Genomic DNA, 16,216 nt, shown 5'->3' on the forward strand with positions numbered 1-16,216 from the left:
AGCTGAAGCAGCGCGGGCGCCAGCGGCAGCCGCTCGGCCGCGAGAGCCGCGCCGCCGAGCGCAAGCGCCCCGCCGAACAGCGCGCCGACGAAGCTGGCGCCGAGCGCCAGGATCAGGATCTGCAACAGCACCAGCGCTGCCAGCCGGCCATCGCGCAAGCCCAGCGCCCGCAGCGTGGCGAGAGTCCCGAGCTTGCCTTGCAGGTACGCCTGCACGCTGTTGAAGACGCCCAACCCACCGATGAACAGCGCCGAGAAACCCACCAGCAGCAGGCCCGATCCGATCTGCCCCAGCACCTCGGCGATGCGCTCGCTGCGTTGCTCGAAGCTGCGCACCTCGGCGTCGGCGCGGGGAAAGGCCGCCATGAAATTGTCGCGCCACGCCGCCGGCTCGAGCTCGGTGCGCACGCGGTAGCGGTAGGCCACACGGCTGAGCGGCTGCACCAGGCCGGTGGCCTGCAGCGCACCGGCCGCCACCAGCGCGGGCGCGCCGCTCCAGTCGGCGCGCAGGCTGCGGTCGGGCTGGCGCAGGACCACCGCGCGCACTTCGAGACCGATGTCGCCGATCTCGACGCGGTCGCCCGGCGCGAGGCCCAGGCGTTGCGCCAGCACCGCGTCGAGCGCGACGCCCCAGGTGCCATCGCGCAAGGCCAGCGTCTCAGTCAGCGATCCGGCCGGGGACAGCGTCACGCTGCCGTAGAGGGGGTAGCGTGCGTCGGCGCTCTGCAGCTCGATGAGCTGCGCGCGGCCCTCGGCGGTCCGCAGCATGGTGCGCAATTCGGTCAGCAGCGAGACCTCGCCGCGCGCGCGCATCCAGGCGATCTCCGCCTCTTCGAGCGGGCGGTCGTGGCGCACTTCCACATCGCCACCGAACAGCGCGCGTGCATCGGCCTGAAGGCTGCCGGCGACTTGTCGGTAAAGCCCGCCGCCGGCGGCGACCAGCGCCACGCCCAGGGCGAGGCAGGCGCAGAAGATCCACAGCGATCGGCCGCTGGCGCGCAGGTCGCGCCAGGCCAGGCTAAGCAGGAAGCGCATGCGGTGCGGCGCCCAGACGGCGGGCTTCGTGAGCGCCGTCGCCTTCGTGCGCCGTGGTCTCGTGAAGACGCCCGTCGTGCAGTTGCAGCACGCGGTCGCAGCGGGCGGCGAAGGCCAGGTCGTGGGTGACCAGCACCAGGGTCGTGCCGGCGTCGTGGTTGAGCTCGAACAGCAGGTCGCGGATCACCTCGCCGGTGTGGTCGTCGAGGTTGCCGGTGGGTTCGTCGGCCAGCAGCAGGCCCGGGCTGTGCACCAGCGCGCGGGCGATCGCCACGCGCTGCTGCTCGCCGCCCGAGAGCTGGCTCGGGTAGTGGTCCATCCGCGGCGCGAGGCCGACGCGGCGCAACTGCTCGCGCGCTTTCGGGTAGCCATCGGTGCGGCCGGCGATCTGCAGCGGCAGCGCCACGTTGTCGAGCGCGTTCAGGCTCGGCAGCAGGTGGAAGGACTGGAACACGATGCCGATGCGGTCGCGCCGCAGATCGGCCAGCGCATCGCGGTCGAGGGCGTCGAGGTCCACGCCATCGACCCTCACGCTGCCCGCGCCCGGTCGCTCCAGGCCGGCGAGCAGCAGCAACAACGAGGTCTTGCCCGAACCCGACGGCCCGGCGATGGCCACGCTCTGGCCGGCGGCGATGTGCAGGTCCACGCCGCGCAGCACGTCGATGCGCGCCGCGCCCATCATGTAGTGCATGGAAAGGCCGGTCAGTGCGATCATGGAAAATTTGCGCCGAGGCGGGAGCGAAAAGCGGCCAGTGTGGCGGGAGCAACACTGCGTCGGCCGCGCAGGGGCATTCACCTCCAGAGCGATGCCATGAACGAAAGCAACCCCGCGCAGGCGACTCCGAACGCCACCGCGCACATCGGGCCCTGGACGCCGTTGAAGCAGCCGGTGTTCCGCATGCTGTGGGGCGTGTGGGTCACCGCCAACGCCTGCATGTGGATGAACGACGTTGCGGCCGCCTGGATGATGACGTCGCTGAGTTCGTCGCCGCTGATGGTGGCGCTGGTGCAGTCGGCCTCCACCTTGCCGGTGCTTCTGCTGGGCTTGCCCAGCGGCGCGCTGGCCGACATCGTGGACCGCCGGCGGTATTTCATGATCACGCAGATCTGGGTCGCCGCCGTGGCGCTGCTGCTGGGCGCCGTGGTCTTGCTGGGCGCGATGACGGCGCCGCTCCTTCTGGCGCTGACCTTCGCCAACGGCATCGGCCTGGCGATGCGCTGGCCGGTGTTTGCCGCGATCGTCCCGGAACTGGTACCGCGCCCACAGTTGGCGGCAGCGCTGGCGCTCAACGGCATCGCGATGAACGCGTCGCGCATCATCGGGCCGGTCATCGCGGGGGCGATCATCGCCAGCGCCGGCAGCGCCTATGTGTTCGCGCTCAACGCGCTGCTGTCGGTGGCTGCGGCCTTCGTCATCCGGCGCTGGAAGCGCGAGCAGAAGGTCAGCGCCTTGCCGGGCGAGCGCTTCATCGGCGCGATGCGGGTCGGCATGCAGTACGTGTGGCAGTCACGCCCGATGCATTCCATCTTGCTGCAGGTGGCGCTGTTCTTCCTGCAGGCGACCGCACTGCTCGGGCTGTTGCCGCTGGTGGCCAAGGGGCTGCGGGGCGGCGACGCGGGCACGTTCACGCTGCTGCTCGCATCGATGGGCGCCGGCGCCATCGTTGCAGCGATGTTCCTGCCGCGGCTGCGCCGCGCGTTTCGCAGCGATGCACTGGTGATCTACGGGACCGCGCTGCAGGCCGCGGCGATGCTGGTGGTGAGCGTGGCTCCCACCGCCGCCGTGGCGGCGCCGGCCATGATGGTGGCGGGCGCGGCATGGCTCACGGTGGCGAACTCGCTGATGGTGTCGGCCCAGATGGCTTTGCCCGACTGGGTGAGGGCGCGCGGCATGTCCATCTTCCAGATGGCGCTGATGGGCAGCAGCGCCGCCGGCGCCGCGCTGTGGGGATTGGTCGCGACATGGACGGATGTGCGCACCAGCCTGATCAGCGCGGCGGTTTTCGGGCTGGCCTGCGTACTGCTGACGCGGCGCTTCCTGCCGAAGGCCGGCGCCGACGAAGACCTCACGCCGACGCAGTTTGCGCGGCCGGTCGGCACCGAGATCGACCTCGATCTGCGCGAGGGCCCGGTGCTGGTCACGATCGACTACCTGATCGACCCGGCGCGCACCGACGAATTCCTGCAGGTGATGCAGGAAAGCCGCCGCAACCGCCTGCTGCACGGCATGCTGTCGTGGGGCCTGTTCCGCGATGCGGCCGATTCACGGCGCTTCATCGAACACTATGTGGACGAGTCGTGGGTGGAGCACCTGCGACACTTCGAGCGCATGACGGCGTTCGATGTGGCCTTGCGCGAGCGGCGGCTCTCGTTTCACGTCGGGGCCTCGCCGCCGCTGGTGTCGCGCTACATCGCGCAGGCGCTGCGGAGGTAGTTGTCCTTACATCGCGAGCAGCAGCACCGCGTATGCGGCGACGCCGAGCAGGAACGCCGAGAACCGGCTCTCCCGCCGCTCGGGAAGCTCTTCCTTCATCACGTTGAGAATCACGCCTCCTGCCACGAGCGCGATCAGCACCACGATCGCCGTGGCTTCGATCTGCGTGTAGAGGCCGAGCAGCCAGCCGCCCAGCACCGCGACGGCCAGCACCCACCGCCCCACACGGTCATAGCGGCTCTTGTGATGCTCGTGCAGCCCGAAGTCGGTCACGAGGAAATGCAGCGCCATGGCCAACGCGAAGAAGACGAGGGAAGGGGTGTCCGACGTATTTCGGTGCAGCAGCAGATAGCCGATCAGCACGTTGTAGGCCGCGAACGACGCGATGTGCAGGGCGAACACGCCGGCGCTGGTCGCGTCTTCGCGTTGCCTTGATCGCTCGCTGTAACGCGACGTCAGAGCGAACCGCTCCAGGCCATAGAACGCCACGAGACCGGCCAGCGCGATCAGGTAGACGTGTCGGTCGGCGAAGGCCACCGCGCTGCTCGTCGTTTCGGACAGCACGTCTTGCCCTTCGCTCAGTTCCGGCAAAAGATGCAGGAACACGTAAGCGACCGACACACCGCCGGCGATGGACAGCCAGCGGCTGCGAGGCGTCCCGGACAGCACGCTCAAGCGTCCGACGAGAAGGTGGATTGCCACCATCGCGATGACGGCAACGAGCGAAACCAGGAACTGGGGCATCGGGTCGTGACGGCAGGCAATGCCATTGCGACCGTCAACAGCAACCGATGTTCCTGCGCGGGAAGAACAGGGCCTGTCGATCTTCAGAGGGCTTCGCTCGGATCGAAATCCAGTTCGACTTTCGCGCCGTTGGGATCGAAGCAGAACAACTGCGCTCAGGAGCGCGGCTTGCTCTGAATCCGCCAGTTACCCATCGTGGGCAGCCGCAATGGTGAGGAGTTCTCACAATGAAGCCAAACGATCAACACACTGCGTTGACGCCACAGAAGCGTCCGTTGCCCCGGCGTCGACTCGAAGGCGCGCGCGCTCATGATGCGGCTGGCCGATCGGCTCCCGTCCGAATGGGAGATCGACGTTGAGGACCTCGGCAACGTCTATGGCCGCGCACGCATCCAGAGCTGCAATGCGTGCGTTTCGACGTCGATGGCGCTGTGCGTGTGGCCGTGCAATTGCTACGAAGCGGGCGACAAGAACGAGCCCGATCTGATGTGGGGCCTCGACCTGTATGCGCGGCTGGATCTCGCCGACGCCTGGGCCTTCGTGGCCCCTGTCAACTGGTACGCACCAACGTCGAACCTCAAGCTCATGTTCGACCGGCTGGTCTGTGCCAACGGCGGCAATCCGCGGGAGGACCTGATCGACCACAAGAACCCGGAGAAGGCCATGGTGCTCGAACGCACCGGCGAGTGGCGCGAAGAACTCTCGCTCAATCATCTGGAGGGGCGCACTGCCGCCTTCTTCTGCTACGGTGACGATGCGGCCGAGGAGCGCGACCGGGAGGGGCGGCCCCGCTACCTGCGCCATCCTGATTGGTTCGATCCTGCCGCCGAGCCGATGCGCGACGGACTGCGCGACGCCTATGCGCCGCTAGTTTGGCAGTGCCGCTTCAGCGGTGTCGAGGTGCCCGATCCGTTGTGGACCTACCAGGACTTCGGCAAGGGACGCATCTACGCGGACAACCAGGCCGAGCAACTGCCCACCGAGCCGGGATTCTTCGAGGCCTTCGACGCCTGGACGGACCGCTTGGCCGCGCATGTCTCGGCCAAAGGACGGGTGGCGCCAGGCAAGTACCGCGCCTTCGGCTACCAGGCACCCTCGCACCGCTGGGCCGACGCGAAGTTGAAGTGGCGCGAGCTGCGCCTCAACGCCGGGCTGCCGCCCGCCGGCTCTTCGCCTGCGGCGCAGCAGGCGGCCGGGCTCAACCAAGACGCCACCTTCTCACCGAAACGCAGCGAAGCAACCCGCCACGGCGATGCCGCCGACCGAGCGCCGTAGCCCGCGAAACGATCTGGCGTCCTCGACAACCAAGCCGGCAAAAAGGAGAAGAGTCATGGAACAGCGAATGAATGAAACCGGAACTGAAACCGGAGTTGCTGCGACTGCCCTGATGGGCGCCGCTGCCGGCGCGATTGCGGTCTGGGCCCTGGATCGTGTGGACTGGTTCATGTGGAACCGTCTGGACGCGAGAACCCGCACGAGGACCGTTTCGGTGCGACCTGCCGGCGAGCCGCCATCGCATGCGCTGGTCAGCACGATCGAAAAGGCCGCTGGCCTGAATGCGACGGACAGGCACGATCTCGCTGGTGACATCACCCACTACATGATCGGCATCGGACCGGCTGCCGGGTATGCCGTCATGAGAGACAAGTTGCCCGGTCGAGGGCCCATGCGCGGCCTGCTCTATGGCCTTGGTGTTTTTCTGATGCAGGATGAAGCCTTCAATACAGCAACCGGACTGGGTGCGAAGCCGCAAGCCTATCCATGGCAGGCGCACGCAAGGGGGCTGATTGCTCATCTGGTCTACGGGGTAACGACCGAGCTCGTTCTCAACGCGATGGAGCGGGCAGTCGAGTCGGCTCGCTCGGGCGGGACTGCCGGAGGCACAGGCCCAGCGATGGAGCTATCCCGCGACTCGAATGGAAAGCGGGTCGACAAAGGCACCGAGACGGCAAGGACCGATGAAGCAGAAATCCAAGGCCAGCCCTCACCGATATCGACTCACTGATGACACTCAAACGTCGATGTTGGCCGCCCTCAGTGCGTTCGCTTCGATGAACTCCCGCCTCGGCTCCACCTCGTCGCCCATCAACATCGTGAACACCCGGTCCGCCTCGATCGCATCGTCGATCTGCACCTTGAGCAGTCTTCGCACGGCCGGATCCATGGTGGTTTCCCAGAGCTGCATCGGATTCATTTCGCCCAGGCCCTTGTAGCGCTGCCGGGCGACGCTGTTCTCGGCCTGCTGCATCAGCCAGGCCATGGCCTCGCGGAAGTCGCCGACCTGGGCTTCCTTCTGCCTCTCGCCTTCGCCCTTCTTGACCACGGCGGTGGCGGCGACCAGGCCGTTGAAGGTGGTGCCGGCGGTGCTCAGCGCCTCGTAGTCGGCGCCGTGCACGAAGTCGGCGGTGATGACGCTGCTTTTGGTGTTCCCGTGGTGGCGACGGCCGATGCGCAGCAGGTGCTTGTCGGTGCGCGCGTCGAATACGGCGTGCACGTCGGCGTCGTGCAACGCAGCCATCAATGCAGCCGCCGAGGTTTCGGCTGCGGCGAGGGTGTCGAGATCGAGCACCAGGCCGTCCGCGATGGCGCGCAGCGCCTCCACGTCCATCCAGTTGGCCAGCCGGTCCACGACGTTGTTGGCCAGTACGTACTGGCGCGCCAGCGTTTCGAGCGCGTCACCCTCGAGCACCGCGCCGTCCACGCCGGTCTCGAGCCGCGCCTCGCGCAGGGCCACCTTGAGCAGGTAGCCGTCGAGCTCCAGGCCGTCTTTCAGGTACTGCTCTTCCTTGCCGAACTTCACCTTGTAAAGCGGCGGCTGGGCGATGTAGATGTGGCCGCGCTCGACCATCTCGGGCATCTGGCGGTAGAAGAAGGTCAGCAGCAAGGTGCGGATGTGTGCGCCGTCGACGTCCGCGTCCGTCATGATGATGATGCGGTGGTAGCGCAGCTTGTCGGGGTTGTATTCGTCCTTGCCGATGCTGGTGCCTAGGGCGGTGATGAGCGTGAGGATCTCGTTGCTCGTGAGCAGCTTCTCGAAACGCGCGCGCTCCACGTTCAGGATCTTGCCGCGCAGCGGCAGGATCGCCTGGAACTTGCGGTCGCGGCCCTGCTTGGCGCTGCCGCCGGCCGAGTCGCCCTCGACGATGTAGATCTCGCACAGCGCCGGGTCCTTTTCCTGGCAGTCGGCCAGCTTGCCGGGCAAGCCCATGCCGTCGAGCACGCCCTTGCGGCGCGTCATCTCGCGCGCCTTTCGGGCGGCCTCGCGGGCGCGCGCGGCATCGACGATCTTGCCGCAGATGATCTTGGCGTCGGTCGGGTTCTCCAGCAGGTAGTCGTTGAGCAGCTTGCCGACGATTTCTTCCACCGGGCCGCGCACCTCGCTCGACACGAGCTTGTCCTTGGTCTGGCTGCTGAACTTGGGCTCGGGCACCTTGACGCTGATCACGCAGGCCAGACCTTCGCGCATGTCGTCGCCGGCGATCTCGACCTTGGCCTTCTTGGCAAGGTCGTTGTCGTCGATGTACTTGTTGATCACGCGGGTCATCGCCGCGCGCAGGCCGGTCAGGTGGGTGCCGCCGTCGCGCTGCGGGATGTTGTTGGTGAAGCAGAGCACGCTCTCGTTGTAGCCGTCGTTCCACTGCATCGCCACTTCGACGCCGATGTTGGTGTTGAACTCGCTGGTCTTGTCGCCGAGGGCGTGGAAGATGTTGGGGTGCAGCACCTTCTTGCCGGTGTTGATGAATTCGACGAAGCCCTTCACGCCGCCGGCATATTCGAAGTTGTCTTCCTTCGCGTTGCGCTCGTCGACCAGGCGAATCTTCACGCCGTTGTTCAGGAAGCTGAGCTCGCGCAGCCGCTTGGCCAGCACGTCGTAGTGGAAGTCGATGTTGGTGAAGATCTCTTCGTCGGGCAGGAAGTGCACTTCGGTGCCGCGCTTCTCGGTTTCGCCGGTGATCCGCATCGGGCTGATCTCGAAACCATTGCGCTGTTCGATCACGCGCTCCTGCGGCACGCCGCGCTTGAACTCCATCAAATGCACCTTGCCCTCACGCCGCACCGTGAGGCGCAGCTGCTTTGACAGCGCATTGACGCAACTCACGCCCACGCCGTGCAGCCCACCCGAGACCTTGTAGCTGTTCTGGTTGAACTTGCCACCGGCGTGCAATTCGGTGAGTGCGATCTCGGCCGCACTGCGCTTGGGCTCGTGCTTGTCGTCCATCTTCACGCCGGTGGGAATGCCGCGGCCGTTGTCGATGACGGAGATGGAGTTGTCGGAATGGATGGTGACGAGGATGTCGTCGCAATGCCCGGCCAGCGCCTCGTCGATGGAGTTGTCGACCACCTCGAACACAAGGTGGTGCAGGCCGGTGCCGTCCGACGTGTCGCCGATGTACATGCCAGGGCGCTTGCGCACGGCCTCCAGGCCTTCGAGGATCTGGATCGAGCCTTCGCCATAGGCGACCGACGCGTCCGAGCCGATGGAGATCACGTGGCCTTCGGCCGAAGGCACAGGCTGCCGGGTCACGCCGTTGTCGACGTGGTGCTGCGGGATTTTCGGGTCGCTCATGGGGGCTCTTTTCACTCGCTGGGCTGGGACTTTTCGGGAAAGCCGGCCCCTTCAAAACGCGGCAGCGGGCTCACGGCCCGCTGTGCTGGCAAGGCGGGGTGAGATTCAAATGCGCATCGGCATCACGACGTACTTGAAGCCGGCCTGCTCGGGCACCGTCACGAGCGCCGAGCTGTTGCCGTCCTGCAGCGACAGGCTGACCATCTCCTGGTCCATGTTGGCCAGTGCGTCCATCAGGTAGGTCACGTTGAAACCGATCTCGATGGCATCGCCGCCGTAGTCGATCTCGAGCTCTTCCTTGGCTTCTTCCTGCTCCGCATTGCTCGACGCGATGCGAAGGGTGCCCGGCTCAATGTTGATCCTCACGCCCTTGAACTTCTCGCTGGTCAGGATGGCGGCGCGCTGCAGGCTGGCGAGCAGCGGTGCACGACCCAGGGTGACGTGGTTCTTGTGGTTCTTCGGAATGACGCGGTTGTAGTCGGGGAACTTGCCTTCGACCAGCTTGGTGACGAACTCCATGCCCGAAAAAACGAACTTGGCCTGGTTGCCAGCGAAACGCATCTCGATGGTTCCCTCGCCGCCTTCCTTGTCATCGCGCAGCAGGCGCTGCAGCTCGAGCACGGTCTTGCGCGGCAGGATCACCTCCTGCCTGGGCATCTCGACCTCGAGCGTCGCCTGGGCGAGCGCGAGCCGGTGCCCGTCGGTGGCAACCAGGGTGAGGCTCTTGCCTTCGGCCACGAACAGAATGCCGTTGAGGTAGTAGCGGATGTCGTGCACCGCCATCGCGAAGTGCACCTGCGCGATCAGCGCCTTGAGCGACTTCTGTGGCACGCTGAAGGCCGGGCCGAAATCGGCGGCCTCCTGCACCAGCGGGAAATCCTCGGCTGGCAGGGTCTGCAGGGTGAAGCGGCTCTTGCCGCCTGAAAGCGTCAGCTTGCTCTGTGCCGAACTCAGCGTGACGTTCTGATCGGCCGGCAGGGTGCGCAGGATGTCAATCAGTTTGCGCGCTCCCACCGTCGCCTGGAAATCGCCCGCATCGCCCTCGAAGCTGGCCCGGGTGCGCACCTGGATTTCCAGATCGCTGGTCGTGAACTCGATCTCCGGACCGGTCTTGCGCAGCAGCACGTTGGCTAGCACGGGCAGGGTGTGCCGGCGTTCGACGATGCCGGCCACCGCCTGCAGCGCAGCGAGAAACTTTTCCTGCGGGCTCTTCAAGACAATCATTTGAACCTCTTTAAGACTAGTCGTATTAGTAGGGGGAGCGCTGTCCTGTGGACAAGGCTATTTTCGCCTGATGGGGCAGGGATTTAGCACGCCCCGAAGCCTGTGCGCAAACGCGCCGGTCGTGCGGGAGTGGCCGGCAACAACTTTGCATTCGCGCTCTGGCCTGTGGACAGCCTGGCACTTGACGAGAACTTGTCCCCAGGTTTGTCACTTGACGGCACGGGCATGGGCGTGCTCATCCTTTGAGGGTCTGCTCCAGCACGTGCAGCTGCTGGTTGAGTTCGGTGTTCTTGCCGCGCTCCGCGCCGATCTTGCGCACCGCGTGCAAGACGGTGGTGTGGTCGCGACCGCCGAACAGTTCGCCGATTTCCGGCAGGCTTTTTTGCGTGAGCTCCTTGGCCAGATACATGGCGATCTGGCGCGGCCGGGCGATCGAGGCGGGCCTCTTCTTGGAGTACATGTCGGCGACCTTGATTTTGTAGAAGTCGGCGCAGGTCTTCTGGATGTTCTCGACCGAGATCTGCCGGTTCTGGATCGACAGCAGGTCTTTCAGTGCCTCGCGGGCCAGCGCGATGTTGATGTCCTTCTGCGAGAAGCGCGCATAGGCCAGCACCTTGCGCAGCGCGCCTTCGAGCTCGCGCACGTTGGCGCGCACGTTCTTGGCGATGAAGAAGGCCACGTCCTCGGGCATGGGCGCGCCTTCGACGTCGGACTTCTTCATCAGGATGGCCACACGCATCTCGAGCTCGGGCGGCTCGATGGCCACCGTGAGTCCGGCGTCGAAGCGCGAGGTGAGGCGCTCGTCGATGTCGGCCAACCCCTTGGGGTAGGTGTCGCTGGTCATGATGATGTGTGCGCGCTTGGCGAGCAGCGCCTCGAAGGCGTTGAAGAACTCCTCCTGTGTGCGCTCCTTGCCGGCGAAGAACTGCACGTCGTCGATCAGCAGCAGGTCGAGCGAGTGGTACTTGGCCTTGAGCTCGTCGAAGGTCTTGCGCTGGTAGTTCTTCACCACGTCGGTGATGAACTGCTCGGCATGCAGGTACAGGATGCGCGCGTCCGGCCGGTCGCCCAGCAGCGCATTGCCCACCGCATGGATCAGGTGCGTCTTGCCCAGGCCGACCCCGCCGTAGATGAACAGCGGGTTGTACATGGCGCCCGGAGCGCCGGCCACGTGCAATGCCGCCGTGCGGGCCATCTGGTTGGCGCGACCGGGCACCAGGGTGTCGAAGGTCAGGTTGGCGTTCAGGCGGTGCTGGGGCTGCGCTGCAGCGCCGGCCGAGGTGGCCGTTGCGCTCCTTACCGGCCGCGGCGTGGTGCCCAGCCAGGCCCCGAGGGCTTGAGGCTGGCCGTTGGCGACTGCAGGTTCGCCGCGTGGCGGCGCTTCGCGCGCGGCGAGCAGCAATTCGAGCCGGACCGGCTTGCCGACCAGCTCGCTGAGCACGTTTTCTATCCGAGCCCCGTACTGGTTGCGGATCCAGTCGAGCTTGAAGCGGTTGGGCACGCGCAAGGTGGCTACAGCGCCTTCGCCCTGGTCGATCAGGTCGGCGGCGGGCAGCGGGCGTATCCAGGTGTTGAACTGCTGCTCGGGCAGCTCGGTCGCCAGGCGTTCGCAGCCGCGCGACCAGACATCGGCGCTCATCGGTGTTGTGGACAATCAAGGTCGGAGCGATGGAATTCTAGCGGGGCATCGGGGGCAAAAACCGTGTTATCCACAGTTTGTGGAGCCCGCCCGCGCAGGCTGCTGACGAGCGCGTGCAGAGCCCCCAAACCGGCAAATCGTTGACCGGAAAAGACTTTCTTGCTCTAATCACGGGTTTTCCGCGGGGTGATCGACGGACTTCGTTGCGGCCTCGGCTCCTGGCGTACGTCACGGTCAAGAGCGCGCGGTCACTGGCGCGGGGTCGAGCAAACGAGATCTCCCAGAGAGATTCCGGCCAGCAACGCCGCATCCAGTTCGAGACAGCGCCGGTTCCCTGGCGCTCCAGTCGGCACCATCTCCGGGGCAGCTATTTGCTCTACGAAGGCTCATCATGAAACGCACCTATCAACCTTCCAAGATCCGTCGCGCGCGCACCCATGGCTTTCTGCTGCGCATGAAGACGCGTGCCGGCCGCCAGATCCTCAACGCTCGCCGCGCCAAGGGCCGCAAGCGCCTAGCGGTCTGAGCCGGCCACCCTCGCCAGCCCGGCCGTGAGCCCTGCCAGCGGCGGCGCCGACCTGCGCGCCGCCGACTTCGAGCGAGCCCTTTCGAGTCGGCCCTGCGCGCGGAGCGAGCACTTCTTTTTGCACCACGTGGCCTGCGCTGCCGGATCACCGGCGCCGAAGTTGTCAACAGATCAGAACATCGAGGCGCCGGCGCCTGTGGATGACCGCCTCCGTTTCGGCCTCGTGGTGCCCAAGCGCCATGCTCGACGGTCAGTGACGCGCAGCCTCATCAAGCGGCAGGGGCGCACCGCGTTCGCGTCCTGCGCGGAACAACTCGTGGCCGGCGACTGGCTGTTGCGCTTGCGCAGTCCTTACCCGATCGATCAGTTTCCCAGCGCCGCATCCGTTGCGCTGCAAGACCGGGTGCGCGATGAGTTGCAGGCCCTGTTTGTCGGCGCCAGCCGGGCCAGCGCGCCGGCCAGCGTGCGGAAGAGCACGCGCGCATGAAGCGCTTGCCGCAACGCCTGCTGATCCTTCTGGTGCGAGGCTATCGCCTGCTGCTTAGCCCTTGGCTGGGCAGCGGCTGCCGTTTCGAGCCGACCTGCTCGGCCTACGCGCAGGGCGCGCTCGAGCGCCACGGCGCTCTGGCCGGCAGCCTGCTCGCCACCGGGCGGGTGTTTCGTTGCCATCCGGGTTGCGCCGGCGGCCATGACCCGGTGCCGGCCGATTTGCCCGGCTGGCTTTCACGCCTGTGCGGCCCATGGGGTCGCCGGGCCGCCGAGCCGGCTCCCCGATCCCCTTTCGAGATCACGCCATGACCGATATGCGCCGCACCCTGCTCTGGGTGGTTTTCACGATGTCGCTCGTCCTGCTTTGGGATGGCTGGAACAAGCACACCGGCCAGCCTTCGCTGTTCGGTCCCACGTCGCGTCCGGCAGCCGGTGCGGCTGCGCCGGCGCAGCCCTCCGGCACGGCGCCCGGTTCGGTCCCTGCGGCGGCGACCATCGCGGCCGCGGCCGCGTCGAGCCCGGCGGTCGGTACGCCGCCGGTGGCAGGTGCGCCCGTCGCCGCCCCGTCGCGAACCGTGACCGTCACGACCGATGTGCTGCAGGTGAGCCTCGACGCGCGCGGCGGCGATGTGGTGCGGGCCGAGCTGCTCGAGCACATGGACCCGAACGACCCGAGCCGCAACGTGCTGGTCTTCGACCGTTCGGCCGAGCGCGTTTACCTCGCCCAGACCGGCCTCATCGGCGCGCCCGGCCTGCCCAACCACCTGACGCCGCTCGAGCTGCAGTCTGGCGAGACCACGCTGGCGCCGGGCCGCGATGCGGTCAGCGTCGTGTTCGAGTCGGCCGAGCAGGGTGGCGTCAAGCTGCGCAAGACCTTGACCTTCACGCGTGGCGACTACGGGGTGAAGGTTCGCCACGAGGTGATCAACACCTCCAGCGAGCCGGTGTCGCCGCAGCTCTACACGCAACTGGTGCGCGACGGCAATCCGCCACCCGGTGAGTCGAGCTTTTACTTCACCTTCACCGGGCCGGTGGCCTACACCGACGCGGCCAAGTTTCAGAAGATCGACTTCGGCGATATCGAGGACGGCGACGCGCGCTTCGACAAGGCCGCCGACAACGGCTGGGTCGCCATGGTCCAGCACTATTTCTTCTCGGCGTGGCTGCACACCGACCCCGCGCCGCGCGAGTTCTACACGCGCAAGGTCGACAACAACCTCTACGCGGTGGGGCAGATCTTTCCGCTGGGCAGCATCGCGCCCGGTGAAAGCAAGACCTTCGACAACCTGCTCTACGTCGGCCCACAGGAAGAGAAGAAGCTCGAGGCGCTGGCTCCGGGGCTGGACCTGGTCAAGGACTACGGCTGGTTCACCATCCTGTCCAAGCCGCTGTTCTGGCTGCTCGACCAGCTGCACAAGATCCTGGGCAACTGGGGCTGGGCCATCGTGGCGCTGGTGGTGCTGCTCAAGGCCGCCTTCTACACGCTCAACGCCCACGCCTACAAGTCGATGGCCAAGATGAAGGCCATCAACCCCAAGGTGATGGAGATGCGCGAGCGGCTCAAGGACAAGCCGCAGCAGATGCAGCAGGAGATGATGCGCATCTACCGCGAGGAAAAGGTCAACCCGCTGGGCGGCTGCCTTCCGATCCTCGTGCAGATGCCGGTGTTCATTGCGCTCTATTGGGTGCTGCTGTCGAGCGTGGAGATGCGCAATGCGCCGTGGATTGGCTGGATCACGGACCTGTCGGTGCGCGATCCGTGGTTCATCCTCCCGCTCGTCATGACCGCCACGACCTTGCTGCAGACTTGGCTCAACCCGACGCCGCCGGACCCCATGCAGGCGCGCCTGATGTGGATCATGCCGATGGTGTTCTCGGTGATGTTCTTCTTCTTCCCGGCCGGCCTGGTGCTGTACTGGATCACCAACAACATCCTGTCGATCGCGCAGCAGTACCTGATCAACCGGCGGCTCGGCGTGAGCTGAAGTTGCGGGGTTCGGAGAGCCACCCACTGCCGCGCTCCGCGGGGCGGCATGCTCTGAACGCCCCGCTTGCGGGGCGTTGTGCATTGAAGACTCGACAATCACGTCATGCTCGCGCGCCTCCACGACGCCATTGCCGCCATTGCCAGCGCGCCCGGTCGTGGTGCGGTCGGCATCGTGCGCGTGTCGGGGCGCGACCTGGGCGGGCTGGTTAAAGCGGTGTGCGGGCAGGCCCTTGCGCCACGTCATGCCCATTACCTGGGCTTTCTCGACAGCCAGGGCGGCGTCATCGACCAAGGCCTGGCGCTGCACTTTCCGGCGCCGCACAGCTACACCGGCGAAGAGGTGCTCGAGCTGCAGGCGCACGGCGGGCCGGTGCTGCTGCAACTGCTGCTGGCGCGCTGCCTGCAGGCGCTGCCGGGTGCGCGCCTGGCTGAGCCGGGCGAGTTCACCCAGCGGGCCTTTCTCAACGACAAGCTCGACCTGGCCCAGGCCGAGGCGGTGGCCGACCTGATCGACGCCAGCACCGAGGCGGCGGCCCGTTCGGCCTCACGTGCGCTGACGGGCGCCTTCTCGCACGAGATCGACGGGCTGCGTGATCGGCTGATCGAGCTGCGCATGCTGGTCGAGGCGACGCTCGACTTCCCTGAGGAGGAGATCGATTTCCTCCAGCAGGCCGACGCGCGCGGGCGGCTCGCGCGCATCGCCGCGGCGCTCGACGCCGTGCTGGCCCGCGCCCGCCAAGGCGCGCTGCTGCGCGAAGGCCTGCGCGTGGTGCTGGCCGGCCAGCCCAACGTGGGCAAGAGCTCGCTGCTCAATGCGCTGGCGGGGGCCGAGCTGGCCATCGTCACGCCCATTCCCGGCACCACGCGCGACAAGGTCAGCGAAACCATCCAGATCGAGGGCGTGCCGCTGCACGTGATCGATACCGCCGGCCTGCGCACCGATGGCGAGGCGAGCGACGAGGTCGAGCGCCTGGGCATCGAGCGCAGCTGGGGCGCGATCGGCTCAGCCGACGTGGTGATCTTCCTGCACGACCTCACGCGCGGCGACGACGCGGCTTATCGAGCCGGCGAGCACGAGATTTCCTGTCGCCTGCCGCCTGGTGTGAGCGTGCTCGACGTCTATAACAAGATCGATGCGGTGGATGCGCAAGTGATGCCGGCTGACGCGCTGGCGCTCTCCGCGCGCACCGGCGACGGGCTCGAGGCGCTGCGACAGCGTTTGCTGCAGCTCGCCGGGTGGCAGGCCGGCGCTGAGGGCGTGTTCATCGCCCGGGCGCGTCACCTGGAGGCACTGCACGCCACACGCGCCCATGTCGAGCAAGCGCAGGCGCTGGCCGCGCGCGACGACGCCGCGCTGGACTTGCTGGCCGAAGAACTGCGCTGCGCGCACGACGCGCTCGGCGCGATCACGGGCCGCTTCACGGCCGACGATCTGCTGGGTGAAATCTTCGGCCGGTTCTGCATCGGAAAATAACACCGCTTCCCACGCCGTCCACTGAGTAACAAAGAACCCCCGTAAGCCCGTGTCCTAGCGGGCTTCTTTGTTCCTACAATGTACACACACGTTCAACC

At 66.6% G+C, this 16,216-nt stretch carries 14 protein-coding genes; 8 read left to right on the forward strand and 6 right to left on the reverse strand.

Features of this window, described 5'->3' with window-relative positions:
- Together H0W38_RS03985 and H0W38_RS03990 are read right to left on the reverse strand one after the other, a co-directional pair.
- A partial coding sequence (locus H0W38_RS03985) for an FtsX-like permease family protein (RefSeq protein ID WP_292451407.1) occupies positions 1 to 1,034 on the reverse strand: 1,034 nt, incomplete at its 3' end.
- On the reverse strand, positions 1,018 to 1,749 hold the full coding sequence (locus tag H0W38_RS03990) for an ABC transporter ATP-binding protein (RefSeq protein ID WP_292451409.1): 732 nt from the start codon (positions 1,747 to 1,749) through the stop codon (positions 1,018 to 1,020). The genes H0W38_RS03985 and H0W38_RS03990, both read right to left, overlap by 17 nt.
- Before the next feature lie 96 nt (positions 1,750 to 1,845).
- Between H0W38_RS03990 and H0W38_RS03995 the strand changes: the two genes are divergently transcribed.
- A complete protein-coding gene (locus H0W38_RS03995) occupies positions 1,846 to 3,468 on the forward strand; it encodes an MFS transporter (RefSeq protein ID WP_292451411.1) in 1,623 nt (540 codons plus the stop codon).
- Between the two features lie 6 nt (positions 3,469 to 3,474).
- Here the strand turns inward: H0W38_RS03995 and H0W38_RS04000 are convergent, their stop codons facing one another.
- Positions 3,475 to 4,212, reverse strand: a complete 738-nt coding sequence (locus H0W38_RS04000) for a hypothetical protein (protein WP_292451413.1) — start codon at positions 4,210 to 4,212, stop codon at positions 3,475 to 3,477.
- A gap of 309 nt (positions 4,213 to 4,521) precedes the next feature.
- On the opposite strand from H0W38_RS04000, the gene H0W38_RS04005 reads away from it, so the two are divergent.
- Both H0W38_RS04005 and H0W38_RS04010 read left to right on the forward strand, forming a co-directional pair.
- Entirely contained in the window at positions 4,522 to 5,487 is a 966-nt protein-coding gene (locus H0W38_RS04005) for a hypothetical protein (RefSeq protein ID WP_367161577.1), read from the forward strand.
- A gap of 55 nt (positions 5,488 to 5,542) precedes the next feature.
- Positions 5,543 to 6,217 (forward strand): hypothetical protein, encoded by a 675-nt coding sequence (locus H0W38_RS04010; RefSeq protein WP_292451415.1) that lies wholly within the window; start codon positions 5,543 to 5,545, stop codon positions 6,215 to 6,217.
- Positions 6,218 to 6,223: 6 nt separating this feature from the next.
- Here H0W38_RS04010 and gyrB read toward each other — a convergent pair whose 3' ends face one another.
- From gyrB to dnaA, 3 genes are all read right to left on the reverse strand, one after another.
- The gene (gene gyrB, locus H0W38_RS04015; RefSeq protein ID WP_292451417.1) at positions 6,224 to 8,779 is read right to left on the reverse strand and encodes a DNA topoisomerase (ATP-hydrolyzing) subunit B; all 2,556 of its coding nucleotides are present in this window, start codon (positions 8,777 to 8,779) and stop codon (positions 6,224 to 6,226) included.
- 105 nt (positions 8,780 to 8,884) lie between these two features.
- A complete protein-coding gene (gene dnaN / locus H0W38_RS04020) occupies positions 8,885 to 10,003 on the reverse strand; it encodes a DNA polymerase III subunit beta (protein WP_292451418.1) in 1,119 nt (372 codons plus the stop codon).
- Between the two features lie 235 nt (positions 10,004 to 10,238).
- Positions 10,239 to 11,642: a chromosomal replication initiator protein DnaA gene (gene dnaA, locus H0W38_RS04025; RefSeq protein ID WP_292451420.1), complete on the reverse strand. Its 1,404-nt coding sequence runs from the start codon at positions 11,640 to 11,642 to the stop codon at positions 10,239 to 10,241.
- Between the two features lie 391 nt (positions 11,643 to 12,033).
- Here dnaA and rpmH point away from each other — a divergent pair, with 391 nt between their 5' ends.
- From rpmH to mnmE, 5 genes are all read left to right on the forward strand, one after another.
- The gene (gene rpmH / locus H0W38_RS04030) at positions 12,034 to 12,168 is read left to right on the forward strand and encodes a 50S ribosomal protein L34 (RefSeq protein WP_292441858.1); all 135 of its coding nucleotides are present in this window, start codon (positions 12,034 to 12,036) and stop codon (positions 12,166 to 12,168) included.
- Between the two features lie 25 nt (positions 12,169 to 12,193).
- Positions 12,194 to 12,655 (forward strand): ribonuclease P protein component, encoded by a 462-nt coding sequence (locus tag H0W38_RS04035; protein WP_292451422.1) that lies wholly within the window; start codon positions 12,194 to 12,196, stop codon positions 12,653 to 12,655.
- Between the two features lie 5 nt (positions 12,656 to 12,660).
- Positions 12,661 to 12,966, forward strand: coding sequence for a membrane protein insertion efficiency factor YidD (yidD, locus tag H0W38_RS04040; protein WP_292451426.1), 306 nt, complete (start codon positions 12,661 to 12,663; stop codon positions 12,964 to 12,966).
- Complete coding sequence (gene yidC, locus H0W38_RS04045; RefSeq protein ID WP_292451424.1) at positions 12,963 to 14,642, forward strand: membrane protein insertase YidC; 1,680 nt, start codon at positions 12,963 to 12,965, stop codon at positions 14,640 to 14,642. The genes yidD and yidC overlap by 4 nt, the downstream gene beginning before the upstream one ends.
- Before the next feature lie 105 nt (positions 14,643 to 14,747).
- The gene (mnmE, locus tag H0W38_RS04050; RefSeq protein ID WP_292451425.1) at positions 14,748 to 16,118 is read left to right on the forward strand and encodes a tRNA uridine-5-carboxymethylaminomethyl(34) synthesis GTPase MnmE; all 1,371 of its coding nucleotides are present in this window, start codon (positions 14,748 to 14,750) and stop codon (positions 16,116 to 16,118) included.
- Positions 16,119 to 16,216 lie beyond the last annotated feature (98 nt).

The sequence above is a fragment of the Methylibium sp. genome (genome assembly GCF_013817365.1).
Lineage (GTDB): Bacteria > Pseudomonadota > Gammaproteobacteria > Burkholderiales > Burkholderiaceae_C > Methylibium.

Bases quoted from the DNA above. Each gene is read 5' to 3' on its own strand.
- H0W38_RS03990 (WP_292451409.1), bottom strand. From the start codon at position 1,749: ATGATCGCACTGACCGGCCTTTCCATGCACTACATGATGGGCGCGGCG.
- H0W38_RS03995 (WP_292451411.1), top strand. From the start codon at position 1,846: ATGAACGAAAGCAACCCCGCGCAGGCGACTCCGAACGCCACCGCGCAC.
- H0W38_RS04000 (WP_292451413.1), bottom strand. From the start codon at position 4,212: ATGCCCCAGTTCCTGGTTTCGCTCGTTGCCGTCATCGCGATGGTGGCA.
- H0W38_RS04005 (WP_367161577.1), top strand. From the start codon at position 4,522: ATGATGCGGCTGGCCGATCGGCTCCCGTCCGAATGGGAGATCGACGTT.
- H0W38_RS04010 (WP_292451415.1), top strand. From the start codon at position 5,543: ATGGAACAGCGAATGAATGAAACCGGAACTGAAACCGGAGTTGCTGCG.
- gyrB (WP_292451417.1), bottom strand. From the start codon at position 8,779: ATGAGCGACCCGAAAATCCCGCAGCACCACGTCGACAACGGCGTGACC.
- dnaN (WP_292451418.1), bottom strand. From the start codon at position 10,003: ATGATTGTCTTGAAGAGCCCGCAGGAAAAGTTTCTCGCTGCGCTGCAG.
- dnaA (WP_292451420.1), bottom strand. From the start codon at position 11,642: ATGAGCGCCGATGTCTGGTCGCGCGGCTGCGAACGCCTGGCGACCGAG.
- rpmH (WP_292441858.1), top strand. From the start codon at position 12,034: ATGAAACGCACCTATCAACCTTCCAAGATCCGTCGCGCGCGCACCCAT.
- yidC (WP_292451424.1), top strand. From the start codon at position 12,963: ATGACCGATATGCGCCGCACCCTGCTCTGGGTGGTTTTCACGATGTCG.
- mnmE (WP_292451425.1), top strand. From the start codon at position 14,748: ATGCTCGCGCGCCTCCACGACGCCATTGCCGCCATTGCCAGCGCGCCC.